The organism is Gordoniibacillus kamchatkensis (genome assembly GCF_000829455.1).
GTDB lineage: Bacteria > Bacillota > Bacilli > Paenibacillales > NBRC-103111 > Gordoniibacillus > Gordoniibacillus kamchatkensis.
In genome coordinates, this window is sequence record NZ_JXAK01000026.1 from 49,578 (window position 1) to 75,662 (window position 26,085).

Annotated in this window: 23 protein-coding genes and 1 pseudogene; all 24 read right to left on the reverse strand. The window is 43.0% G+C overall.

Annotated features, from left to right (window positions below):
• Nucleotides 1-28: 28 nt before the first annotated feature.
• The 24 genes and pseudogenes from SD70_RS15695 to SD70_RS15800 all read right to left on the reverse strand — a co-directional run bounded on the left by SD70_RS15695 (nt 29) and on the right by SD70_RS15800 (nt 25,686).
• Nucleotides 29-2,242 (reverse strand): O-antigen ligase family protein, encoded by a 2,214-nt coding sequence (locus tag SD70_RS15695; RefSeq protein WP_041048485.1) that lies wholly within the window; start codon nt 2,240-2,242, stop codon nt 29-31.
• A gap of 94 nt (nt 2,243-2,336) precedes the next feature.
• Nucleotides 2,337-3,284 (reverse strand): WxL protein peptidoglycan domain-containing protein, encoded by a 948-nt coding sequence (locus tag SD70_RS15700; RefSeq protein ID WP_082053395.1) that lies wholly within the window; start codon nt 3,282-3,284, stop codon nt 2,337-2,339.
• A gap of 4 nt (nt 3,285-3,288) precedes the next feature.
• Complete coding sequence (locus SD70_RS15705) at nt 3,289-3,870, reverse strand: WxL domain-containing protein (RefSeq protein ID WP_041048487.1); 582 nt, start codon at nt 3,868-3,870, stop codon at nt 3,289-3,291.
• A gap of 104 nt (nt 3,871-3,974) precedes the next feature.
• The gene (locus SD70_RS15710; RefSeq protein WP_041048488.1) at nt 3,975-4,613 is read right to left on the reverse strand and encodes an S-layer homology domain-containing protein; all 639 of its coding nucleotides are present in this window, start codon (nt 4,611-4,613) and stop codon (nt 3,975-3,977) included.
• A 17-nt stretch (nt 4,614-4,630) separates the two neighbouring features.
• On the reverse strand, nt 4,631-5,926 hold the full coding sequence (locus tag SD70_RS15715) for an O-antigen ligase family protein (RefSeq protein ID WP_197081055.1): 1,296 nt from the start codon (nt 5,924-5,926) through the stop codon (nt 4,631-4,633).
• Between the two features lie 24 nt (nt 5,927-5,950).
• Complete coding sequence (locus SD70_RS15720; RefSeq protein WP_052487498.1) at nt 5,951-6,466, reverse strand: PglD-related sugar-binding protein; 516 nt, start codon at nt 6,464-6,466, stop codon at nt 5,951-5,953.
• Nucleotides 6,467-6,496: 30 nt separating this feature from the next.
• Nucleotides 6,497-7,375: an SDR family oxidoreductase gene (locus tag SD70_RS15725; protein ID WP_041048490.1), complete on the reverse strand. Its 879-nt coding sequence runs from the start codon at nt 7,373-7,375 to the stop codon at nt 6,497-6,499.
• Nucleotides 7,302-7,946 (reverse strand): glycosyltransferase family 4 protein, encoded by a 645-nt coding sequence (locus SD70_RS33410; RefSeq protein WP_082053397.1) that lies wholly within the window; start codon nt 7,944-7,946, stop codon nt 7,302-7,304. The genes SD70_RS15725 and SD70_RS33410 overlap by 74 nt, the downstream gene beginning before the upstream one ends.
• The gene (locus SD70_RS33415) at nt 7,859-8,614 is read right to left on the reverse strand and encodes a glycosyltransferase family 4 protein (RefSeq protein ID WP_082053398.1); all 756 of its coding nucleotides are present in this window, start codon (nt 8,612-8,614) and stop codon (nt 7,859-7,861) included. Before SD70_RS33415 ends, SD70_RS33410 begins: the two co-directional genes overlap by 88 nt.
• On the reverse strand, nt 8,611-10,584 hold the full coding sequence (locus tag SD70_RS15735) for a heparinase II/III family protein (protein ID WP_041048491.1): 1,974 nt from the start codon (nt 10,582-10,584) through the stop codon (nt 8,611-8,613). The genes SD70_RS33415 and SD70_RS15735 overlap by 4 nt, the downstream gene beginning before the upstream one ends.
• Complete coding sequence (locus SD70_RS40385; protein WP_394297973.1) at nt 10,584-10,772, reverse strand: sugar transferase; 189 nt, start codon at nt 10,770-10,772, stop codon at nt 10,584-10,586. The genes SD70_RS15735 and SD70_RS40385 overlap by 1 nt, the downstream gene beginning before the upstream one ends.
• The gene (locus SD70_RS15740) at nt 10,742-11,143 is read right to left on the reverse strand and encodes a sugar transferase (RefSeq protein WP_394297974.1); all 402 of its coding nucleotides are present in this window, start codon (nt 11,141-11,143) and stop codon (nt 10,742-10,744) included. The genes SD70_RS40385 and SD70_RS15740 overlap by 31 nt, the downstream gene beginning before the upstream one ends.
• Nucleotides 11,127-12,413 carry a nucleotide sugar dehydrogenase gene (locus SD70_RS15745; RefSeq protein WP_041048492.1) on the reverse strand — a complete coding sequence of 429 codons (1,287 nt, stop codon included), beginning with the start codon at nt 12,411-12,413 and terminating at the stop codon, nt 11,127-11,129. Before SD70_RS15745 ends, SD70_RS15740 begins: the two co-directional genes overlap by 17 nt.
• Nucleotides 12,414-12,482: 69 nt before the next feature.
• Nucleotides 12,483-14,669: a bi-domain-containing oxidoreductase gene (locus tag SD70_RS15750; protein ID WP_041048493.1), complete on the reverse strand. Its 2,187-nt coding sequence runs from the start codon at nt 14,667-14,669 to the stop codon at nt 12,483-12,485.
• The gene (locus SD70_RS15755) at nt 14,669-15,730 is read right to left on the reverse strand and encodes a glycosyltransferase family 4 protein (RefSeq protein ID WP_197081056.1); all 1,062 of its coding nucleotides are present in this window, start codon (nt 15,728-15,730) and stop codon (nt 14,669-14,671) included. Before SD70_RS15755 ends, SD70_RS15750 begins: the two co-directional genes overlap by 1 nt.
• A gap of 60 nt (nt 15,731-15,790) precedes the next feature.
• Nucleotides 15,791-16,969 carry a GT4 family glycosyltransferase PelF gene (pelF, locus tag SD70_RS15760; RefSeq protein ID WP_156158045.1) on the reverse strand — a complete coding sequence of 393 codons (1,179 nt, stop codon included), beginning with the start codon at nt 16,967-16,969 and terminating at the stop codon, nt 15,791-15,793.
• Nucleotides 16,932-18,260: a hypothetical protein gene (locus SD70_RS15765; RefSeq protein WP_041048496.1), complete on the reverse strand. Its 1,329-nt coding sequence runs from the start codon at nt 18,258-18,260 to the stop codon at nt 16,932-16,934. Before SD70_RS15765 ends, pelF begins: the two co-directional genes overlap by 38 nt.
• Nucleotides 18,261-18,494: 234 nt before the next feature.
• A complete protein-coding gene (locus tag SD70_RS34925; RefSeq protein WP_082053399.1) occupies nt 18,495-19,580 on the reverse strand; it encodes a lipopolysaccharide biosynthesis protein in 1,086 nt (361 codons plus the stop codon).
• A 347-nt stretch (nt 19,581-19,927) separates the two neighbouring features.
• Nucleotides 19,928-20,554, reverse strand: coding sequence for a hypothetical protein (locus SD70_RS15775; protein WP_156158046.1), 627 nt, complete (start codon nt 20,552-20,554; stop codon nt 19,928-19,930).
• The gene (locus tag SD70_RS33420) at nt 20,517-21,209 is read right to left on the reverse strand and encodes a hypothetical protein (protein ID WP_052487501.1); all 693 of its coding nucleotides are present in this window, start codon (nt 21,207-21,209) and stop codon (nt 20,517-20,519) included. Before SD70_RS33420 ends, SD70_RS15775 begins: the two co-directional genes overlap by 38 nt.
• A 32-nt stretch (nt 21,210-21,241) precedes the next feature.
• Nucleotides 21,242-22,128 (reverse strand): annotated as a pseudogene (gene galU / locus SD70_RS15785) (UTP--glucose-1-phosphate uridylyltransferase GalU).
• A 29-nt stretch (nt 22,129-22,157) separates the two neighbouring features.
• A complete protein-coding gene (locus SD70_RS15790) occupies nt 22,158-23,993 on the reverse strand; it encodes a polysaccharide biosynthesis protein (protein ID WP_041048499.1) in 1,836 nt (611 codons plus the stop codon).
• A 243-nt stretch (nt 23,994-24,236) separates the two neighbouring features.
• On the reverse strand, nt 24,237-24,947 hold the full coding sequence (locus SD70_RS15795) for a CpsD/CapB family tyrosine-protein kinase (protein WP_041048500.1): 711 nt from the start codon (nt 24,945-24,947) through the stop codon (nt 24,237-24,239).
• Complete coding sequence (locus tag SD70_RS15800) at nt 24,940-25,686, reverse strand: YveK family protein (protein ID WP_052487502.1); 747 nt, start codon at nt 25,684-25,686, stop codon at nt 24,940-24,942. The genes SD70_RS15795 and SD70_RS15800 overlap by 8 nt, the downstream gene beginning before the upstream one ends.
• Between the last annotated feature and the right edge of the window lie 399 nt (nt 25,687-26,085).

The following is a 26,085-nucleotide window of genomic DNA, read 5'->3' on the forward strand; positions in this document are numbered from 1 at the left end:
TGTCATCATTCCTTCTTCTAAAAATGATTTAACGGCTTCGGTTTAAAATACCGTTAATCGGGTTATAGTCGAGCATAGCAATCCAAGGCCGCGAAGCTATTTCGTTTTGGCCGCGCTTGTCTTGCTGCTGCCGGTACGTCATGAACAGCCAAATATCCGCTTCCGGAACGAGGGTGGCAGTCTTTCGCGATTGTCGTAAAAAAGGAATCGCTTCGCTATAGTTCCCCGCTAACGCAAGAGCTTGCCCTGCACGCAAATCCAGCAGCGGCGAGCTGTCCCGATAAGTTGCAAGCACATAGTTTTTGAACCGGTTCGCCGACTGTTGATAACGAACCATCTGTTCTACGATGAGCGCATTCGATGCGATCTCGCCGTCCTTCGAAGCTTTGCCCTTCAAGAAGCTGTCGATGGCGGCCTGCACCCCGTAATCCAGCGTGCTTTCGTAGTAATCGAGCATGGCCGGCTGCAGACGCAATGCTTTTTCCGACTCTCGATACGCGTCTTCCCATTTCTTGTAATATCCGAGTGCCAGCGACAGTTCATGCGGCCATTCCGCATTGTAGGGATCCAGCCTTTGCGCGAGCAGCAATTGCGAGAGCTGCTCGTTCGTCCCTATTTTGGCTCTGGCCAGCTGGACATGAGGCTGCGGATCCAGCGGAAGAAGCGCAGCTGCCCGGGCCAAATGAGCCGCTGCCTCATCACTTTGGCCTTGCTCCAGCTCGCTACTCCCAGCCTGCAAATAATAATCGCCCACTGCCTGTGGGATGGTTGCCAGAATAAGACATCCGGCAACACCAGCCCCCAGAGCTTGAAAGCGAGTCGTGGACCAGCGAAGCGGCGGCATTTGGGCGGAAACGATGCCGGCGATCATGAGGACCAGCAGCAGCATCGAGTAGAAATTCAGGTCAAAATCGATGAAAGAATGAAGCCCGATAACAATTGCGGCGACGCCCAGTACGCGCGCCAATGAAGGAGGATCTGCTTTTCGCAAGCAAGTAGCCAAGCTCCACCAGAACAGAACAAAAAGCGCCAAGCCGACAAGCCCCAGCTCTACCGCTATTTGCAAATAATGATTATGGGTCAAATTGGCAATGTAATAGAAACGCTGATATTGGTGGTACATCCGCGACCAACCGTCTCCCCCGCTCCCCACAACGGGATGGTCGCGGATCATTTTAAGCGCGTCGCGGTCAAATTCTAGACGAAGAAAAGCGTTTGTTTCGTTCAAGCTCATATTTGTTAGGCGCTGCAGCTTCTGTGATGACAGTTTGATTGCTGCTTGACTCAAAGACGAAGAATGAAGCACTCCCATTGCCACCAGCCCTGCAGCGATAACTGCCGCCACATTCAAACGCCGGCTTTTCTGTTGAATCATCAATGCGGCAGTCGCCAACCCGATAACCGCCCCCGCGGCCCCTCCTCCCATCAGCCAGCTCCAGGCGCCGTTCCAATCCGCCGACGAGGCATGACCGTCTGCGCCTTTCACCGTCAATAGTCCCGCCGTCATCGTGCCTATAAAAAATGCGGCACCTGCCAACCGCTGGCCCCTGGGCAAGGCGACAACTAACCCGATCATCGCCGCCGGCACGGCCAACAACGCCCCTCTTGAAGCCGCCAGCAGAAAGGTCAAGCTGTACAGGAAGCAAACGATGCCGGCAACAGGCAGCATCAGCCATTTACTTTTCCCGGAAAAAGCCGCTCCGATCGTAACAAGCCACATAGCCAAAACGTATATCGCATACGTGTTTGCATATTGAAAAGTCGATGCAAACCGGTTTTTTTCGCTCATCAAATTATTGGCATCGTTCAGCCCGACATGTCCGCCCATATATATGGCGAGACCGATCGACACTACACCTAAACTTGCCGCAATAAGAACCCATGACAGCCACAGCCCCCAGCGAGGCTCGATTTTGCATTCTTCGCGCATGGCATATAAAACCAAAAGTCCGCCGGCCCATTGCAGGACGACATTGGCGTGCCCCTGAGGAAACAGGGCCGTAAAGGAAGTAAGCAAATACAGAAGCAAAATCGCCAGCACCGACAGCTCGAGCCAGCTGCTGAACAGCGCGATCCGCCGGCGCTCCAGCCGAAAACCGAACCACCATAGCAAAAAAGCAAACGCCACCATCGCTTCCGCAATGTGCTGCTCTTTTTGAAAGAAAAGCCCATGAAAAATGAAGCTGCATGCAACCGTTAACCCTAGTAGAAACGCACCCGTAAGCCTCGCATATTTTGGCACTGTCGATTCCTCTTTTACGCTTACTTTATTGCGTCGAAAACCGAACAAGACCCCGGTCAAAAGATGCAGGTCCCAGGGTCTCGCGTTCTAACGATCATTTTTTTGGAGTAATGACGATATGCACTCTTCCTTTAAGAAGCCAGATGGCACCGACCAGGAAGATAAGGAAGGCCGCAATCCCGATAATCCATGTCCAAGGAATAATCATAACGCTGGTTTGGCTTTGCACCGTTAACTCCCGCGTCTCGCCATACGTGATCGTGAGAACGACATCATACTTTCCCCAGAGCGGGTAATCCGTCCATCGTACGTGGATGGGAAAGGCTCCTTGCGGAAGCATCGCATCGAGACTGACAGGAATTGTTTGAATCACTTGCCCGTTGCGCAGGATCTGCAGGCTCCCTTTCGGTTTGGCGGAAATGTTGCCTTCATTGAGCAGCTCTGCGGTGAAATCGACATAGCCTTTCCAATAATGCAGAGCTGCGCCTAGCGGTTTACGAAATTGCAGCGATTCGCGAACGGTTCCGGGTATGGTTAAGTAGATCCGTACGCCGACACGTTCTACAATGCTCAGCTGTACGTTCTTTTTTTGATCAGAGCCTACCACGTTGCTGGATCTTGGCGGTAGTTCGGCGATAATCCCGCCCGCATATTCCCCTGGCAGGAGCTGCTCAGGCACGCGCATCCGGAAGGTCACCTTGCGGTTTTCCCCGGGCTTAAGCGTCACCAAACTATCGGAAAGTTCTACCCACTGTCCGACTTGCTTGCGCGGACTCGTCTCGTTCTGTAAGGCAAAACCGCCCTGCGTTGTGGTATAAGCATCCACCGGATACAGCTTGACGGTAACAGTTTGATCCGTTGGATTATGAACTACAACCGTGTCGTTGATCTGCTCTCCTGGCTTCGATTTGTAAACCAACCAGTCCCCGCTCAGCGGCAAAATGCCGATTGAGTTTGTTTCCGCACCCGAAATCGCCGCAGCCGGAAGCGCCATTGCAGCAGCGATTAATAGAAGGAATCCTGCTAGAAGTTTAATTCGCATAGGGTCAAGAAATCGTAACGGTCAGAGTCGATACGTAAGGATTGAGCGGGCTGCTTCCGACCGTACCGCTATAGTTCGAACGGTAGGCGTTTGCCGGCAGGGTAAACTGAATGGTTGGCGTAAACGTATATTTGCCTTTATTGTTGCCGGGAGAGGAAATAAACGTCTGGTTAGATGATGTTAAGGTGACCGTGTTCGACACCAGCGTATTTTCCGGATCCGACCCGGTCTCTTTCGTGATGGTACCGGAACTGATGGACATTCCGGCTTGACCCAATGCAATTGTGCGAGGCGTCGTCTCAACGGTTCCTGCCCCACTTACTAGATCCGTAGCCGAAACGGTCAGCGACCAGCCGGTGCCGGTGCCGCGCGGATCTTTAACGGTCCACACCGAACCGGCGGATCCGCTGACGGTTTGATTTTCGCCGTTCAACGTTGTGCTGGTTAAAGTAAAGTTCGCCGTATTGATGCTCAAAGGCCCTCCCATAACGCTCTGGGACACAACTGCCGTACCGGTATCCGCCATGGTTGAGGAGGTTAAGCCAAAGACACCTAATAACGAAAGCAATAGGATTTTTCTTTTCATACTTTCTCCCCCAATGTATTCAACCCGAGAATAATTACGAGAGGCTATTTTACAAAAATGAGACCGGCGCCAAATCGATAGGCGCCGGTCTCATGCTCGAATCGTTACTTGTATTTTGCCAGAACTCGTTCAATAATACTGGCCATCTCGCCGCGGGTGATCGTCGTATCGGGGCCAAATTCCTTACCGGCATCTGCCGAAAAAATCCCCGCTTTAACGAGAGCAGCCAAGAGCCCCTTCTCTTCGTCTGACAAACCGCTTAAATCGGTAAACGGCAATGCGTCCGTGGAAGGCTTCAGCTTGAGCGCTTTGGCAAGCACAATGGCCACTTTTAGCCGTGTCAACGGCGCGTCCGCTTGCGTATCGACCGGGACGAGTCCAAGTTTGGCGGCATCGGCGATAGCAGCTGCTGCCCAATCCGCTGTATCTTCTTTGGGCGGCATGCCAAGGAGACGCAGCAAGACAGTGGCGGCCTCCGCCATATTGAGCGGATTGTCGGGTCTGAACGATCCGTCTTCATAACCTACCATGAGCCCGGCCTGCACCAAATGAACGATAGACGACGATACAGGGCTGTTATCCGGTACGTCGAAAGGTACACAGTGTTTGTTCCCCAGTTTTACACCTTTGTCGCACCGGGGCCCTCCGTACACGGATTTGGAGACATTATCTTCTGCAAAGGCTACACTAGATGTCGAAATGATGGTCGCTGCAGCAAGAACTGCACTCAATACGCGTTTCATCCTTAAAAACACCTCTCCTAATTTAATTGGTTATGTTCAATCGAGCACGGCTCGAACGAAACCGAACGGCTGTAGACAAACCCCAGAAGCAACCAAAAGTAGGGCGCAACAGACACCACGCTAATATTAAAGAAAGCTTGCACCAAATACCCGACGATAGCGGCCAGCATCCCGTAGGTCATAATTTGTTGGTCGCCTTTAAGCATCCTGGCTTTCTTGAAGCCTGAATGTAGGACCATAAACAGAAATAACAAATAAACGATTAGTGTGGGCACGCCCATCGTTAGAGCTATTTGCAGATAATCGTTATTTGCGTCGTAGATCTTTGCGGTACCGATGTACTTTTTATAATCCGGATCGATTCCAGGGTGAAAGACGTGCCGGAACGTATTGGGGCCTGAACCTAACCAAAAGTGCTCTTTAATGAGAGGCAAAGATGCTTTCCAGATATACCACCTGGAAGCGCCGGCCGTGTTGCTGTTATGATTTGTAATGACGCTATGAGCATCGTTTGCTATCGTTTTTGCCCTGTTGGAGTAAGTAAATCTCGATGATGCATTAATAACGGCAAAAATAAGAACGAAAGTAACTAACAAAAGTCCGGTTGCGCGCCAAAGATGTCGTCTCCTTGCTACAACAAACAAAACAATTGTGACGAATCCGACAACGCTTCCCAGCCATGCACTGCGGGTTTCCGAGTATAACAGGCTTACATACAGCGCACAGAGAATAATTAAAAAAAGGATCTTATGTCTTCGCCCCTTGGCTGAAAGGAAGAACGTTATCGTGAGTAATAAAAGTAGAGCCAAGTAGGAGCCAAAATAGTCCGGATTATCAAACAAGGAGAAACTTCTCGAGCCAAAATAAAATCCCGGATTATGATCTTGCGGTAGTAGGCTCCATCCAAAATGCTGAAGTATGCCATATATCGCAGGCAATATTGAGCCGAAAATCATCATGAAAATGGTTTTCTTTTGAGTTTCGAAACAGCTAAATCGAGCTGCTGTGGCAAACAATATTACATATGCAAGCATAACTATAAAGCCTTGATGCTCTGTCTTGTTCCCGATCAAGCTAATATTGTGGGACAGCAAGGAAGAACATCCGATCAACACGATCAAAAAGGCAAGTGTAGATTCAGCCCTTGTGATACTATGAAAATGCCTACCGCCTTTATTTGAACGTGGTGAACCGAATGCTAAACTAAAATATTTCCATATCTCTGCAATCAAAACAAAACCAATAAAATAATATACTTTACTATCTGCATAATAATGGTTTCCATTGAACGGAAAAATGAGATACGGATACAAAAAGAAAAAAACATACATGATCGTTTACAGTAACGTGCCTCCCCTAATCTTTTTGCATCCGGTTAGATGAACTCCGGGAGAGATGTGGCAAAAATCGCCGATTTCACAATCGTGATCAATGGAACTATTATTATTAATAATGCAATGTGAACCAATATTAGCTTGACTGCTAATCGTTGTATTAGGCATAATCACTGTTCCATATCCGATTTGAGCGTCTGGTGAAATAACTGCGGAAGGATCGATTATTGTTGCGTAATGAAAACGTCGTTCAGATAATACAATGGGCTCAATCATACCGGCAATAATTTTGCGGGTATCATTATGCCCGATTGCAACGACGATGCCGACCTGTCCTGGTAAAGTTTGTAGTATACTTCTTATTTCTCGAATAGTACTGGCTACACGTTTTCCGCGGACCTCAGTTCCCACCGTCTTATCATCAACGAAAATTTGCTCGATTTCGGGAAACTGTCGCTCGGCAATATTGCTTACGACTCTACCATGACCTCCCGCCCCAATGATTATCAGTTTATCCACCGCACCACCTCCATCATCGCAAACATTCATTTAGGCAATAATTCCCAGACCTCTCAGTCGTTGGACCTCCTGTCCTATGCCCTCAGCAAAGGAGCGGCTTACGAAATTAAAATCTTCTGACGCTTCGCTGTGATCAAATGCTTTGTTTTCATTCAAACGCAAAATTTGTTCTACCTTGATTTTTGGATTTTTGGAAAATTTATTATACAAACTAATCAAGGGTATGGCCGTATTCAATGGAACATAAACTTTTTTGACTGCTTTGTTCAACGCTTTTGATGTTTGATCTACGATTTGATTATAAGTGACTGGATGTTGACCTGATACGTTATACGATTTTCGAATCGTACGATCCGTATGAACTGCCTTCAAAATAGCATCCGCAAGGTCTTCCACATGAATGGGCTGCTGTAACGACTCGCCATTGCCTGCGATTGGGATTAACGGAAACTTGTGAAGTGTTTTAACCAACCTGCACATGTTCCGATCACGCTCTGTTCCGTAGATCATTGTCGGTCGAATAATCGTGTAGTTCAGTTTACTTTCTTGCACCGTTTTTTCTGCGGCCAATCGGACTGCTTTGGTTTTGGCTTCCAATGTTGTGAAAAGAGCAGTGGTGCTTACAAATATAGCTCTTTTCACGCCGGCTCGCTGTGCTTCTTCTACGATTTGCGGCGCATGGCCAAATCCTAACGAAGCTATATTAATTAAAGTATCTACACCCTGCAACGCTTTGCGAAATGACGCAGGATTCTCGAATGAACCATAAGCCAGGTTTACTCGCTTTGAATCCAACAAATGGACATCGCTTGTTTCTCTAACAAAACAACGAATTTCAATATCTCTTTTGACTAGCCTTTCCATCAGATGAGTACCCGTAAAGCCGGTTGCGCCTGTGACTAATATCATTCTCAACGACACCTTCTTTAAGTTCTTGAATGATCGACAAATATTTTTGGGCAAGCGCTTCTCGGGAGTAATGCTGCATCACATATCGATATCCGTTTTCGCTCAGACGCTCTCTTAACATTGTGTTATATAGGATTGACAAGGTAGCTTCGACAATTTCATCGACATTTTCAGGGGTTACAACAATTGCCCCTTGCGACTGTTTCAATATTTCAGCCGCTTCGCCAGATAAGGATGCAACAATTGGACAGCCACTCCCAAGTATTTCGAACATTTTTGATGGAATATACGAATCGAACATGGGCAAATTGCGAAGAGGCACGAAGCTCAGTTCGGCTTCCGCATAAAAAGCTGGTATTCTCTCTTTTGGCTGCGAGCAAATAAATTGAACATTAGTTAGTCCCATTTCTTCGACCAGATGTTGAAGCTTCTTCTTTTCTGCCCCTTCTCCTACGAACACCAGTTGCACATCTTGGAGATGCGCTAATTTTTTGCTACGTAAACCAATGTCGAAAGCCCTTGCGAAATTCCATGAGCTCCTACATACAGAAGGATTCTTTTGTCTTCCCATCCGAACTCTTTTCTTAGCTCATTGTTGTTGTGCAAAGTTTTTTTATTAAAAACCTCCGTATCCACGCCGTTGGTCACCACGTCAATTTTGGTTTCCGATATACCTCTTGCGGCGATCTGCTTCCTAAATGCTTCCGTTACAACTACGACCTTTTTACTTTTGCGATACAAGTACATTTCCAAACCTTCGAGCATGCGAATGACCCATTGATTTTTTAAAAGCCCGAGCTTTACAATCGCATCCGGCCACAGATCCCGCACTTCGAAAATAAACGGTGTTCTTTTGAAAATGCTGAATATGTATCCGGAGATAACTGAGAATAAAGTCGGCGAGCTGACGATAATGATGTCGGGTTTTGCGATTCGAAACATGCTTTGAAAGATAGAGGACATCATGAATGACAAATGTCCTATCGTTTTCTTAAAAAATCCTTCGTTGGGAGTTGCGTACACAAAGTTCCGATAAATTTGGATCCCTTCGACCATCTCCAGCATAAACATTTTCCCTTTGTATTTTGGCGGAATGACTCCGGTCGGGTGATTGGGGAAACAAGTGACAACACTCACTTCATTGCCTTGAGCAACCCATCTTTTGGCCATTTCAAATAATCTTGCGGAAGGTGCACCAATTTCGGGATAAAAGTAATGACAGATAACGACTATTTTCATGATCCGCTCCCTTTCCCGGTGACCTCGCAAATAAATTCATTTTCCGCAGAAACTCGGATCAACGTGTCCTCACATAAAATTTCATAACGATTAAGATTGTTTGCGACGGTGACATGCTGATTTTCCAAAGAAATCACATATCCGATATAGTGCTTCCCGGTATGTACCGGCATAGTCATCTTTAACCTTAAATTAGCCACTTTTACATTAAACTCCGGAGAATATTGCCCTGGTAAAAGCTCAACGTTCATTACACCAGATGAGAACGGAATAATTCTAATCCAGTAACCGTCACGTTCAGCAATGTAATTAGGGCCCTGAACAGTTAATTTCACGCCAGGGTCAAAATGAATGTAGTTATCCAATAAATGCTGGCCAACCGCATCCAATTCATCTAGCACAACAATTATATTTTTGATAACCAGGATCAGCCGAGTCGGATAAAGTTTTTTGTGACCATAACCATCGTGCCGTGCTTTTAAAGCCCAAACCGATCCCCTCACCTTGCATTCCACTTCCAAGGGCTTTGCTCTCTTAGCCATTCGGAAACTTCCATATACATCCGTTTGGTTCTCACCGTCAATTGTCAGGCAATTGTGAGCCGATGTTCCCCGAAAGACGTTTCGTTCTTCCCCTTGGTATTGGTAAGTGCCGGAGTCCACGATCCATCTGTTTCCAAACAAGGAAAGCTCGAACGAGCCGAAATCGGCGTGAGCGTGTGCCGGAAGAAAATCCGGCGAAGGCGCTCCCGCGTCCGCAATGAGAAATACATTATCGCTTCTATGAATATAATATCCGCTATCTTCCGCCGAAAAATGGCTAGTTTGCGGGCGAGAGACCAACGTCTTGATATTTCGAAAGTCAATTAGAAAAAAGTCGGGTACATCTTTAAGCTTGTCATCCGGATAAACCTCGCCAATACCAAGACTGCTTGCATGAATACGCAACGTCTCGGCATTCGCCGCGATACCGAAGGCGGAGTCGTTCAATAATGGAATTTCTCCGTCAGGATGTAGCACATGATTTTGAAATTCCACCATATCCCGCACTTTCTGCAATACAGCTTCAGGTACGGATGCCCTATTTAACCGCAAGAGTTGAATCGTTTCCAAATAGTCTCTAAGCACAATTTGATGATACATGGGAGATCTTTCATAATGACCGCCGTCTTTTAAAATCTGTTCATGCACTTGCCCCCACAGTATATGCAATCCTTTACTATAAAATTTCTGAGCCAAAGGATGATCCAGAAATAGACCGCAGCATACCAAAGCTCTGCCGTTTTCGATCAGATGATTGCCCATGACGTCCCACTCTATATTTCGGTACAAAAACAAAGCCTGAATGAAATAACTATTAGCGAAGGCTTCCTTAAAATCTCGATCCTCCAAAAAAAGAGGTTTAAATAATTCATAGGCATAAGTCCAATTGACTAGCCTTAACGAAATCGTATAGGGATGCCACCCATCCCCTATTCCAAGCTGACTGTTCTGTTCAATCCAATCGATAATGAGTCGTTTAAATTGTTCATAACAGGTTTTGTCTGTTTGACGAAGATGCCAATAACACCCCATTTTTACCGCATAGTTAAAATAATGCAGATTATATCTCCATAGATGAGGTAGCTGAGGGTCATTCCATCCTACTGATCCAGAAAACCGATGAGTCTTATTGATGAAGGTAAACGTGTCGCGTATCAACTCATTGATTTCTTTCTCCAGTCTGTCAATTGACTTCTGCTCAAGCGCCGCAAGGATATCGGATGTTTCCAAACAAGGTAAACCGATAAAACCCTCTCTTATTAACGGTGGATTTCTCCAGGTTTCCCGAACAAATTGCTCCATTCGAATGAGTCGAAAAGGATAAGCAATTTTACGCTTACTCATGAAAGTGATTCGGTGAGCAATTTGCTTTCCGCTTAAATGACGCGTTGTCTCGTACAATCGTCTAAATTTTGGTATACTTGCCATTATGCCTTAACCCCTTTGGCCGTTATCGTAGATGATACGGTTTTCAGCATAATTTCGAGATCGAACCGAATAGATTGGTTTTGCAAATAGAAGTAATCCAATTGTGCTTTCTGTTCATCACTTATATCATCCCGACCGTTGATTTGGGCCCATCCCGTCAGTCCCGGTCGAATGCGATTAATCCCCATTCACTGCGCATTTGAATTAGTTCGTTCTGGTTGTACAAGGCTGGCCGCGGCCCTACCAGACTCATTTCTCCGCGGAAAATATTAAGAATTTGCGGGATTTCATCCAGGCTCGTTTTCCGTAAAATCCTCCCTACTCGCGTAATATATTGTGATGGGTCTGCAAGCAAGTGAGTTGGCAGATTAGGGGTGTCCGTTCGCATTGTTCTGAATTTATAAATCCAAAACAATTGATCGTTGACACCGACACGCTTTTGTTTGAAGAAGACTGGGCCCTTGGAATCAAGCTTGATTGCGATACAAATGACGAGGAAGATGGGCAAGAAGAGCGCACCCGCGATTAACGACACGCATAAATCAATAAACCGTTTCAACTGCTTCACCTTCCGTTACAAGGTCAGCATAATTCCCTAGTGCATGTATTAACATTTCGTTACTTATTGTGGCTACGCAGTTTTTGGTGTCCAATAGTATAGGGTAATTCATAAATTTAACTAAATGATCGTATTGCACTTGTTTGAATTCGTTATGATCGGCTAATATGACAGCGCAGTCTGCACCGGTTACAGCCTCTTCCAAAGACTGGGCTAACGGCTCACGAAAATGTTTGACGTGAGGATCATATATCGAATATACGACTCCTTTTTGTTCGAGATGCTCTAAAACTTCCAAGGCAGGACTCTCCCTGACATCATCGATATTCCCTTTGTAAGTAATTCCTAAAATAGCGACTTTTCTTGGCATATTACCGCAAATCTTTTGTATTTGATCGATAACAAATCCAGGCATGGAGGAATTGATTTGTCTGGCCAAATTAATGATTCGTGCTTCCTCAGGCGCCTTTTCGACTATGAAGTAGGGATCCACAGCAATACAATGCCCACCTACACCAGGACCAGGCTGATGAATGTTCACTCGGGGATGCCTGTTCGCCATTTTTATAACTTCCAGGGCATTTATCCCTAACCGCTCTGCGATTTTCACCAACTCATTAGCTAGTGCAATATTCACATCGCGAAACGTATTCTCCATCAACTTAGCCATCTCGGCAGAAGTAGCATCTGTTTTATAAATCTCGCCTTTTACAAAGGTTTGATAAACTTCGACAGCTTTTTGCGCCGAGATTTCGTTAATTCCCCCAATTATCCGATTATTATGAATCAATTCGTTCAAAATTTGACCGGGCAAAACCCGCTCAGGACAATGGGCGACATAAAGCTCCGTTCCAATAGCTAAGCCGCTTTGTTCCAATATCGGGCTTACGAAATCGATAATTGTACGAGGGGGAATTGTGGATTCAACAATGACGATATTTCCATTTCTTAAATAAGGCATAAGGGAACGTGTAGCTGAAATTACATATGAAAGGTCCGCCTTATGATCTACTGTGATTGGTGTTGGTACAGCAATAATGAACACATCGGCCGTTTCCGGTTCAATTGTTCCCCGCAAATTTCCGCTTTCGATTGCAGAACGGACAAAATCTTGCAAGCCGGGTTCTTCAATGGTGATCTTGCCGTCATTTAGAGCATTTATCACCTTTTCGTTAATATCAACACCAACAACTTGGCACCCATGGTTTGCAAACATCGCCGCTGTTGGAAGTCCAATATATCCCAGCCCAACAACACATATTTTTTTCACTGGGTCCAACCTCCCCCTTCATTGTTTAAAGGAAAATAAAAAGCGCCTTATCCATTCAGGATAAGCGCCTTAAGTCGCAAAATTATTTAGCATATGAAAATTCTTCTTATTGCCAAGCATTCCCTGCTCTACAATGTCAAAGCAAGCTTCCGTCACTTCAAAGATTTCGTTAAGCGGAATCGGATAACCGCCACCTTTTTGAATTGCATCGAAAAATGTTTGAATTTCTCCTCGATGTCCCTTATCTTGTCGCCACAGTTTCTGCTTTTTGAAATTCGGCCACCCATAGCCTGTTAACATTTTGAAATTGTTCAACTCTAAAATTTTTCCAGCTGCGAATACGGTTAGCTTTTCTTTCGGGAAAGATTTGTGCCCATTTGCAAAATAATGTACGGTTCCAATAGAACCATCCTCGAAGGTCAGGGTGAATGTCATTTTGTCATCCCTTATAGTATTGACCGGATTTTCGCCAATCGCCGCCGCTGTTACTTTTATAATAGGATAACCAATCAAATATCGCAGCAAATCAACAAAATGGCAAGCCTCCCCTATTATTCGACCTCCGCCAACTAGAGGGTCTTGCGTCCAATGATCTTCAGAAATATGGCCAGCATTGACTGTCATGATCATCGTTTTCGGCTCGTTGATTGAAGTTAACAATTGTTTTATTTTCTGAGCATGTGGCGAAAATCTCCGGTTAAAACCAACCATCAGAATCTGCCCATCACGAAATTGGATATTTTGTAAATGCTCCAGTTCTTCGCGGGTTAAACAGAGCGGTTTCTCGACGAATACATGTTTACCGGCCAATATCGCTTCCCTCACATACTTAGCGTGCGTATTGTGCCTCGTTGTTATAAATACCGTATTAATTTCATGATCAGTAATAATTTCATTCGCATTGGTCGTTGATTGATGGAATCCGAATTTTTTCCCGACATGGACTCCGGTTACGCCGCCCGAGCTTGCTATGCTTTTCAAGCTGGCATTCGAACTTTGAATCGCTGGCAATAATACTTGGCTGGTAAAATTCCCTGCCCCGATAAATCCAACAACGGCTTGTTGACTTTCGACGCTTCCTCGCCGGTTAGAGATGAGTGGGAGAAGTTGAACGGTTTGTCTTTTAACGATCATTTCATCTTTCTTGTCATGGTCATAATCCAAGACAATACCAAGTGCGGCTTTGCTATTACTTAACAATTTGTAAGCTTCATCGGCGTTTTCGATGGGGTAACGGTTCGTAATCAGCGGTGCAAACGTGATTCGTCTTTCCGCAAGCATATCTAAAATCGCTTCAAAGTTGCGCTGCTCGGTCCAGCGGACGAATCCGAACGGATAATCGTGTCCCTTCTCCTCATAGGATGAATCATACCGCCCCGGTCCATAGGAACACGATACTTGAAACGATAATTCTTTCTTGTAAAAGTCGTCTCTCGAAAGTTCCAATCCGGTTACACCAACCAATACAATTCGTCCGCGTTTTCGGCACATTTGCGCCGCTTGATGCACCGGTTCGTTACTTTTGGTCGAAGCGGTAATTAAGACACCATCAACTCCCCGACCTTTGGAAAAGTGAAAAGCGGAAGCAATTGGATCTTCTCCATTGGAGAGATCAACCACTTCCGCACCAAACACTCGGGCTAATTTCAAACGCTCCTTATCGTAATCAATCCCAAGTACTCTGCACCCTTGAGCTACCAATAATTGAACTGTAATCAATCCGATCAGGCCAAGACCCGTCACAACAAAAGCCTCACCAAGCGCCGGTTCCGCTAAACGCATTCCTTGCAGACCTATCGAAGCAATAACGGTAAACGCCGCTTCCTCATTACTAACCTCTTCCGGAACCTTAGCACAAAGGTTTTTGGGGACAATGACCACCTCCGCATGCGGACCGTTGGAAACGACTCGGTCTCCTACTGAGAACCCCTCTACTCCTTTCCCCACCTCGAGGATGATCCCTATGTTACTGTATCCGAGTGTCAAGGGTTGATCCAGTTTCGAACGAACAGCTTCGAGTGTTGGAACCAATCCGTCAGTCTTGATTTTATCAATCACCTGCGCTACTTTGTCCGGTTGCTGCTTTGCTTTCGCTATCAAATTGGCTTTACCGAATTCGACGAGCATACGTTCCGTCCCAACCGAAACTACGCTTTTTAACGTTCGGATCAATAAGTGTCCCGGCCTCACTTCAGGACATGGCACGTCTACGATTTCCGTAGCGCCGGATTTAAGATTTTGCAATATTTGGTTCATTACCGTTCGGAGCCCTCCCTCGATAGTAAGCCGTAAACCGCCTTCAATTTTTCGCCAGGATCTTCACCAACTGCTCGACTCTTCTTGGATAAACCGACTCTAATTTTATCGATCATGTCCTTAATGTTTGTTCGATCGAATGTAGTGACCTCCGCTGGCCTCACAACGCAATCTGATGCAGCGACAGGCTTGCCTAAATATAATGCTTCTCTTATCGCAACCGCATCTCCGTCGCGATCGGTGGCCCTTATGTATAGATCGCAATGTTGCATTAAGTAATTGAATTCATTGGGAGACAGGTCATAAAAAAAATGTACATTTTCTTTGCCTTTACGAATATCGTCAAGTTCCTTTCTATAAGCTTCATCGTAACTTGAATAAAAACAGATTACCGTATCCAGCTTTTGTCCGATTTTTTCCGTTGCTTGAAGAACTAAATGATGACCGTAGTACCGCTGCATAAACCCTGAGGAAAGAATAAACTTTGTGTTTCTTTTTTTTATCTGCTCCGCTTTTTCTTTCACCTCATCGCGAATTTGCAATTCGTCAATTTTTTCAGGCAAAAATGCGGGTATTACATATATTTTATCTGGGGATTCAATAAAGGATTTCATTAAGAACTTTTTCTGCTCATCATTCACGACTACTATTTTGTGAAACTTTGTAATTGTGATCCGTAAGAGCATTCTTTTTAGAAGTCCATAGCGGTTTACTTCATCAATAAAGCTACCACTATGAATTGTGATCACTTTTGTTTTGAATCTGCTAAAATACAAATAAAATGGAGCGGTATATAGAAACCTGCCGAACGCCGAGGTATGAAAATGTACGATTTCTTCTTTCCCATAAGCTACATGAATCAAACTTTTCACCAATGTGAACAATTTGTTCTTACCTGCAACTCGAATAACATGATCAGACTGTTCGGAAGTGTTGCCGACCAAGTCCAGTACTATTACCTTGTGGCCATTATCCTCGAGGAGTTGTTTAAGCCTTTGAACATGAACAGTTATCCCGCCATATGGTGGCGGGTATCCGCCAACTAGCAATATATTTTTCATAATTCCCACCATCATTATATGATCAATTATGTGTTCAAAATATCTTTTCAAATTTCATAATCATTTACTCAACGTCACTTCCGATTTCATATCTAACTTTTTAGCATAGTAATGATCAAGATATAATTTTTCGTACAGCGCGACAGTATTTGTGATGGAAAATTTCCTTATAACTGCTTCTTTCATTGAAATAACAGTCTGTTTCATTACATCCATATTATTTATTACCTGTATTATCCTTTCAGCTAATTGACCATCATTAGCGGCTTCCACAATATATCCATTTACTCCTTCTTCCACCAGTTCACGGATGCTCCCCACGTCAGTTGCTACGATCGGAAGTCCTGTCGCCAATGCTTCAATTGTGACCAAAGCAAACCCCTCATATATTGAGGACGAAACGAAAATATCACTTGCTAACAATATTTCTTTTACATCGTTTCTTACTCCAGCAAAAGTTATATTTTTGTCCAACCCATCTTCTACAACCATCTGTTTTATTTTTTGGGCATATACAGGATCCAACTGATCACTACCAACAATAATCAAATGAACATTTGGGACTTTTTTGAGAACTTGATTGAATGCTCTAATCAAAAATTCGTATCCCTTTTGCTGTACAATTCGACCTACGCAAGTAAGAACTATTTTGGGAGATTTGATATCTAATTGCGCCAGTTTAGAAGGTCTATCTACAATTAATTCTCTCAAGTTTGCCATATCGATGCCATTGTATATTACAGAGATTTTGAGACTCGGAAGTTTTAACTTTTTTGTAGCATAATTTTTGACGTTTCCAGATATCGCAATATAGTGAGTTGTTATTCTTTTCAAAACATTTTCGATTAATGGTGAATATCCTTCCGTATTGTGAATTGTGGACACGACCACCTTTATATTACTTAATAATCCAGCAATTTTTCCGTACAAATCTGGTGAAGGACAGTGTGTATGTAAAATATCGATATTATGCTCAAGCAATAAATTACGAAGTCTGATCATGGTTTTTAATCGTTCATTTCCCATACGTTTTTGGAGCGATAAAGTTTGAATCCCATGTGATTTAAACAAATTTCTTATTTCGAGTTCATTTTTATCTTTTGATTCACCGATACTGCACACAAATATCTCGAAAATTTCCTTATCCATATTTTTTGTTATATCTAAGGTTAATTTTTCGGCACCGGCAAAGCTAAAGCTGTTAATTAAATGCATAACCCTTATCTTGTTCTTTACCAAGCAAATCACCTTCTACAACAGATTTATCCTTTTTGATAAGTTCTTTACTTGATTTCGAATTCTGTTTCGATAAATATGCAATAGCCAAAGTACCGAATATCGAGGTCAGAACAGGAGCTGCAAAGCCAGTGAGCAATAATGTTATTATGATTAAAACACCAGTTATATTTTTATCTTTTAGCTGAAGTATTAGTAACTTCATAAAAATTAATATATAAATTGCAATCCCAATAGCGCCTGTATCGTGAAGAATGGTTATTAATGCGGAATCCCCAATAAACTCATTAGTAAATATAGTTTTCCCTACTCCAAAAAAGGGATGATCAGTAAATGTTAGGTATGTATTTATCAAGTTGCCGGAAGATGAATCATATCTTGTTTCAAATGCCTCAAATGGTTTTGTTAAGTACTCAATGTAATAATCAATAAAAAAACCACTTTGTCTTGAATACTTTACAATTTCATTTAAAGCCAAGGCACTCATAATAATTGTAAATAAAAAGAACAACAACTGCTTTGATTTAATGTTTTTATAATAACCTAGAAGAACGTATAGAAGGATGCCACTAACCACGATTATAAGCATGCCGAGAAGAAATATTTTTGTTAATGAAATCAGACCACATACAAGAGAACAAAAGAAGGCTATGATATTCTTTAAAGAATACCTGCTGCTTAAAAACTTAGAAAAGGTGAAAGCAACTATAATTAAAGACAATATGCCCAAGTATATTGGTGTTCCAAACGTGCCTAGTCCTCTATAAAATCTTCCAAGTTCTAGATAAGTCTTTAAGGGGGTAAGTCCCTCTTTATAATATAAGTCATAAAATACTTTAACCGACTGAGGATACATCATTTGAATAAGAACTACAATCAGATTAACGAAAATTACAACAAAAAATATTGTCTCTATTTTTTCATGGCCATCATTAAACATCAGACTCAGCAATACAATCAGTAATATGGATCTTATAAGACCGAATACGCCTAGCACCATTAGAGTCGCTTCCGAATTAAAGAGGACAGTAAGCAAAGTAGACAACAAAGTAAGAAGTAAATAAAGGAATAGAAGACTGTGTATTCCATTTATATAAATACGACTCTTTTTTACCAGGACCAAAATTAATAATGGCATGAAAAAAAATATCTCATAACTTACAGTAAGTCCAAAAATCTTAATTACCGGCAGTAAAATAACAAATATTACATATAACATTAACCCGGTTTTAATATTTTTAATACACGCAATTATATTGATTGCTGCTGCAATCAAACCAATAATAATAGTCATATAAATTACCTCATATTTTGAATGACTTCCGCTTTGCTTTCTTTTCTTCCCTCTAAGAAATAAATCAAAATAAATAATAGTATTTCTCCCATTACTGTTATTAAACCGAATATGAAACTAGCCATTGATGCTGTATGAATGTTAAAGCCATAAAGAAGTATAGCTAGGCTCGACAAACGTATTAAGTTAGTATACATGTCCAATTTGGGTTTACCGTGAGAATGAACCAACGTATTAAATAATCCAAAATACACAATAAAAATATAACTTACACCTAAAATAAAAAATACAGGTATGGTGCTTGAATATTGCTTGCCAAGTACAATAAATTGTGCAAGAGTCATTATAACCAAAACAACAATACCACACGCAAAAAAAGACCGGTGTTGTTTTAATTAATCTCTTTCTGTAATTACTTCGTTCTTGCTGGCTATTTAAGCTTACGACACTTGGTAGCAATATCGTTCGTAAAGTATCATTAAATAAAATAAATACCGTGATGTAGGACAATGCTGCACTATATATGCCAACTTCTAAAGGACTCGAAGACTTCATCAAAACAAACTGTGGTAGCCTTGACAATAAAGAATAGCAAATTACTGAAATTGCTATAGGATACCCATAAGTAAGTACCTTTCGAAAAATATGCAATTGGAATAAATCTTTATTGAAGTGTACGATCCTTCTGAGGTCTTTTTGACTCATCGTCCAGATAACAAATACAAGTATCAATGGCCCGATATATAATGAAATAAATAAGTGAATCAATGAAAAATTACCCATTAAATAAAGAACTGTACTTATAAGTAAACGGGCCCAACCATAATAAAAAGTATAGCGCCTATAATTAGTAAAATCACTTTTGGCTTGCTCAATTGAACGTATTGTAGACCAAATGTTCAGTAATCCTCCAGATAATAGTCCTGCAAGGATAAATGATTTCGCTCCTTTAATCACGGGGTAAATTAAAGTAATTCCTTCAGAAATAAAAAAGGAACTCAGTGATACGAAAAAAAGAATTAAGACCTTAATAGATAAAATAGTAGTTATTAGTTTTTCTTTACTTTCATTTATTTCAGCATTATAAAATCGGATTAATGAGGTGTTTAATCCAAAATCTAATAACATTGATGTAACCAATGTAACTGATACACCGATTCCGAAATTACCGAATTCTTTCGGTCCAAAAGTAACAGCCGCAATTGTCGTCGTAATAAGTGACGACACATTGTTAAATACATTTGAAGAAAAAACACCTAGAAACTCTTTATTCTTATTCACGATCACTCTTTTTATAACTGCTTCTATTCCCCTATGCATCCCTTTTCTCCCGTTGTTATTGACTTAGTTGAGTATAGTCAATTGTGTCCGGTGCATACCATTTAATCGCGATGCTTCGTTTTCCCGTTTGATCCTCATTATTAATTTGTATTTCGTTTGAGTTGATTTTATTTTTTTCTATCCATATCTCCGTTTTTTCAGGAGAATCCGTATAAAAGGTTATTCCTCTTAGATCCTCTAATGTAGGTTTAAATGTACCGAATATGTCATCGTGTATGTTGTGAATGATAATTTTTTCAACCCCCTCAGACTTTCTAACTTCGAAACCACTTCCCGTATTTGCATACTTTGAAAGCATGTCATGAACCAAATTATACTTTAATAATCTAGAAGTCCTTGTAACCAAAATCCTCCCTAAATCTTGTTCCTTTTTCAAATTTTTTAAATGCTTGGACAGTATCGTCATTAAACCATTTCCCATGATTAAAATTATATACATCGTCCGCTATAATATATTTGTTATCCATTTTTCCATCCATATCGCTATATCCTAGATGCGTACTTATAATTTCATAAGTATCCGGTTGCATCGGCTTGTTGCCGCTAAATTTATCTCCATACAAAACACGATTAATACACGCCCCTAGGTATGTATTGTTTGTTTGGCCGTCTTCATAATACCTCATAAATCCCCAAACCTTTTTTCCATCCGGCAATTTTTCAGGGATTAATGTACTTGTGAATCCCCATCTTCCCCAGTTCGTTTCCTTACCAATATCATTTGGTATTCTAGTCCAGAACATTTTTATCCCTGCTTCCAATGCTATATCTGATAAATAATATTTTGAGCCCTTCATTCCTCCTTCTCTAGGGTCTTTTAATGGGTGAATTGTTAGACCGTCGCCTAAGCTATAGGAGAAATTTAATTTATCTTTAAGGGTTAACTTTAAGGAATCTCCTTGAGTAGCCACATCGTTAACAAGTGCTTTTTCCCCTGTTCTCTCGAAATACAACAAATCGTTTTTTTTGAATTGTTGTATTTTGGATGGAAATCTGGTCTTCTCCGACATGAACGTTTTTTGTTATTGAACTTTTATAATAAAACATTACATCCCAGGGATTACTCGCATGATCAACCCACGCTAATGGATGGTACCCAATCTTTTTCCATTCCTCTAATACATTCAAAGCTTGTTCTCTATTGAACTGAGATTTATCCTTTTCTTCAAAAAAAGTATGTGGAATATCAATCCATCCTGACTTTATATACTTTCTTATTTCTTTTGCATATACTTCTTCCTTCGAGGTTCCCCACCAATATCTCCAATATCGTGAATTATTTGGATCAGGGGTTGTTTTTTCCATATTATCTTCACCGACTGTCCCCATCCAAAACGTATCTCCTACATCAAGACCTACACCTTTACCCAAATCTGTATCTGCATATGTATTCATAAAACGGTGCATTCCTTCAAATTCTGCCTTACTACTCCAATCAGTATCGGATAGAAGAGAGAGCATGTTTCTGTAAGGATAGGGAAACTTCCTTAATTGTATAGGAGTACTGATTGCTTCCGTTTTATTAACGCTAAACAATTCTAAAAGAAAAAAAACAGTGACGACCAGTATTAAAATGAGTGGTATAATCGTATAAGCAATTTTTTTCATATGTCACATCACTTTATTAAAAAATGTGAACACTAAATAGAATTTGTTATAAAGTATTTTTCATAAATGTTTCTAAAATAATCCAGCATAGCATGCCTCAAATCCTCACGCTGCATTGCAAATTCTATCGTAGTCTTAATAAACCCCAATTTCTCTCCAACGTCATACCTTACACCGTCAAAATCGTAAGCATATACTGGTTCAAGTCGGTTCAAATCAGCAATAGCATCGGTGAGCTGAATTTCGCCACCGGTACCCGGCTGTTGATTGTTTAAAATTCCAAATATTTTTGGGCTCAGAATGTAGCGCCCCAATATCGCTAGATAGAAGGTGCATCTTCTTGCTTTGGTTTTTCCACTAAGCTGTTTACACGAAAAAATCGATCATCGATTGCTTCGCCATCCACAATCCCATATCTGGAAACTTCATCATAGGGTACTCGCTGGACACCGATTATAGAAGCCCTGGATCGCTCAAATTGTTCAATCATCTGTTTTAAACATGGTTTATCTGCATCTACGATGTCGTCTCCAAGCAATACTGCAAACGGCTCATCACCAATAAACTTTCGCGCACACCAGACAGCATGGCCCAGTCCTTTGGCTTCCTTTTGACGGATGTAATGAATATCCACCATCTTCGATGATTTCTGAACTTCATTCAGAAGTTCAATTTTCCCTTTTTCCAAAAGATTGTGTTCTAGTTCAAACGAATTATCAAAATGATCCTCAATCGCTCTTTTTCCTTTGCCGGTAACAATAATAATATCTTCGATCCCGGATTGTACCGCCTCCTCTACGATATACTGAATAGTGGGCTTATCGACAATTGGAAGCATCTCTTTAGGCATCGCTTTGGTAGCCGGAAGAAAACGTGTACCCAAGCCTGCAGCAGGGATAATAGCTTTTCTGACTTTCATGTAAGGCATATCTCTCCTCTCTATAAGCCTCAAGCCTCGATGGTAACAAGCTTCTCCTCTTGCTGTTTTCTGTTAAACACAATATTCATAATTTCTTGTCTGAGCTCGGAGGGCTGCGGATAATTGTTCACCAAGTCTATTAGTCTTTCGATAAACATGACACGGTTTTCAGCAGATTTCCCCACATAAATCTTCGGATACACCTGATCCTCATGAACCTCATTCTCGCCGAGCAGCTCCTCAAACAGCTTTTCCCCAGGCCGCATGCCGGTAAATTCGATGCCGATTTCCTCTTCGGTGTACCCGGATAGCCGGATGAGGTTTTTGGCAAGGTCGACGATTTTGACCGGTTCTCCCATGTCGAGTACGAAAATCTCCCCGCCTTGCGCCAAAGCACCGGCCTGAAGAACGAGCCTGGATGCTTCCGGAATGGTCATGAAATACCGCACCATGTCCGGGTGGGTAACGGTGACCGGTCCCCCCCTGCGGATCTGCTCTTTGAATAGCGGGATCACGCTTCCCCTGCTGCCAAGCACATTGCCGAAGCGTACGGCAACGAATTTCGTCGTGCTTCTTCGGTCGAGATCCTGTATGATCATTTCCGCCAGACGTTTGGTTGCACCCATGACGCTGGTTGGGTTCACGGCTTTATCGGTGGAGATCATAACAAACGTATCGACGCCGTAGCGATCGGCGGCTTCGGCGACGTTTTTGGTTCCGATCACATTATTCTTTATTGCTTCTTCGGGATTTCGCTCCATTAACGGCACGTGCTTATGTGCCGCGGCATGGAACACGACGCCAGGCCTATATTTCTCCATAATTTTGTAAATTTTGTCCCTGTCCTGGATATCCGCGATTTCGGTGAAATACTCGACGTTGTGAGTGTTGCTGCTTTTCAGTTCCATCTCGATGGAGTAAATGCTGTTCTCGCCATGGCCGAGCAAAATCATGCGCAGCGGCGAAAATCGGGATACTTGTCGGCATATTTCCGATCCGATTGACCCCCCTGCGCCGGTAACTAGGATCGTATTGCCCGTTAAATAGTGCGCGATGGAAAAAGTATCAAGCTCCACAGGCTCCCGGCCGAGCAAGTCTTCCACTTGTACGTCGCGCACTTCGCTGATCTTGATTTTTCCCGTGATCAAGTGTTCCAGCATCGGTACGATCTGGGTTTTCGCCCTGGTCTTGTTGCATTCCTCTACGATTTGCCGAAGTTCCTTCTTATTTAATGATGGGATGGCTATGATGATATTGGAAATGTTATGTTCCTTTGCGACTTCTTCGATTTTTTCTCGCCCGCCCAAGACGGGGAGCCCCAGCACTTCGAGCTTATGCTTCTTCGTGTCGTCGTCGATGAATGCGAAAGGATATAGGTCTGTATTGGGATTGTATTTTAATTGTCTGGCGATCATCATTCCAGCTGAGCCTGCACCTATAATAAGCGCCTGCTTTTTATTACCGAAGTTCGTCCGAGGTGACCGGCGATCCCTTAAAATTCTCCAGGAAAATCGAATGCCGCCGATGAGAATAAGGTGCATCATCCAAGTAATCGCCATAACACGAACATAGACGTCGTCATACAACACTTGCTGCAAAACTGAAGTGATCGCGATGGAGGCCGTGATCGCTTTGATAATCGCAACAAGCTCACCAATGCTGCTGTAACGCCAAACCCGCTTGTAGAGCTTATAAAGATGTGCGAATACATGGTGACATATAAGCAACGAAACCGAGCTTACTAACAGAGCAGGAGTGAAGATGTTGCGAGACGGTATGAGGATGATGTTGCACATATAGATCGACGTCAAAACGATAATGGAATCAAGGAGCATTAAAAAAAACAGTCTCTTTTGATAAGTCATAAATCCTCCCTCTACACAAATAGTTGGATCAACATAAGCTCGCATATTGGCGGAAGTTCTTCCACCAATAAGCCAACTCACGTTGGCCGCAAGGCATCTAACCTTCCCTCACATCACACCTTCGACGACTTGCGTCTAAGGTCCAGCGGCAGCGCGCCAAACCCACAGCATGACCGAGTGCCTCCCTTGATAACGGAACAGGAGACATATCCGAACCCATCAATCCAGGTTATGTTGCCAAGTTTATGCTTCTTCGCCCTGATCCCTATCGCCGTAGTAGTAGTAGTAATAGCTGTTTGCGTTCTTTCGGCTGATTTTGTTTAAAACAACCCCGAGTATCCGCGCCTTCACATGCTCAAGCTTTTGCTTCGATTTCATGGCAATCTCGCGTTTTACTCTGCCCGAGTCCATGACGAGCAGCACGCCATCGCAAAGGGTAGCGGCGATTTGCGCATCCGCTACAGCCATAATCGGCGGAGTATCGATGATGATCATGTCGAATTGCTCACGCAGTTGTTCCAGCATCGCCGACATTCTTTTGGATGCGAGTAGTTCGGAAGGATTAGGAGGAATCGGGCCGGCGACAATGACGCTTAGGTTAGGAATGGTGGAATCAACGATAATCTCATCAAGGTCGACTTGATGGGACAAATAGCTGGATAAACCATACCGGTTGGAGAGCATGAAGATATGGTGCTGTGACGGGCGCCTCATGTCGCAATCGATCAGCAGCACCTTGCGATTGGTCTGGGCGTAAGTAACGGCGAGGTTCGAGGCGGTCGTGCTCTTGCCTTCGCCAAATTGCGACGATGCGAACATGATGCATTTCAAGTTCCGATCTACGTTTGAAAATTCGATATTCGTCCGGAGTATTCGATATGCCTCCGAAATCGGCGATTTGGTGTTCGTGTTGGTTATTAACGGCCAACGTTCGTTTCTTCTCGAACTAGACATTAACGGTCCCTCCGGTCACAGTCTCTTGCTTGGCTAGCGACTTGTCGTGTTTCTTATGAACGTCTTGCGATTTAATAAGCGGTATGACGGACAAGGTCGGAAGGTCTAACAATTCCGCAATTTCCTCCTCGGTCTTGACCGTGTCGTCGAAGTAATCGAGCATAAACGCAAGTCCTATACCTACCATCAACGAGAGCACCAAGCTTACCGCAATATTAATCGCCATTTTGGGGGAGACCGGCGCGGGCGTATCGTTGGGATCTGCCTCGTTCAAGATCGAGACGTTGTCAACCTTCATCAAGCTCGGAATTTCCTTCTGGAAAACTTTGGATACTACATTAACCTCGTTGGCTGCTTGCTTATAAGACTTGTTGCGCGCTATGACCGTCATTACCTGAGTATCGTTGACGGAATTAACCGTTATTTCCTTGATTAGCTGTTCCGATGTTTGATTCAGCTCCGGATGCTGCTGAACGACAAGGTCCATAATGCGCGGGGTTTTGATAATTTCCTTATAGGTTTTGATTAACTGGATATTCGAATTGATCGTGGTGATGTCCAGCTTATCTACATTGGCAGAGTCGCTCGATTTGTTCACGATCAGTTTGGTCGACGCTTCGTATTGCGGCACAATCACGTAATGCGTAATGATAGCGGTTATCGATACTCCCAGAACCCCAAGCAGGGCAACGAGCCAAATTCGTTTCGCAATAATTTTCCACATATGCAGCAATTCCAAGAAAAATCCTCCAGTCCACATTTCCGTTCTAGTATTGTCGATTCTTGCATGCACGCTCTGTAATGATGCTAATTATATAAGCTCATTTCCACTTCATGTCGTCTCATGCGCGAATGGCACGATCCGTTGCATAACCGGCATCCAGCCGGTTCTCGTCAGCATTCCTCGCGATCGCTAAAGTTTCGTCAAATGGTTTGGACATGCATCTCCTTTCCGGCCTATGTTCAGTCAAAGTAAACCTCATCCGACAAACGATTCATGCAAGTAAGCCTAAAGACTTGAGTACTCTCATCGTGCACTTTTTATTATTCATTTTGAATACTCTTTGTAACATTCCCTATTATAAGCGGAGTTGCGGGCTCAAATGGGCACTTTGCATGAATAGCATGTTTCAATGCT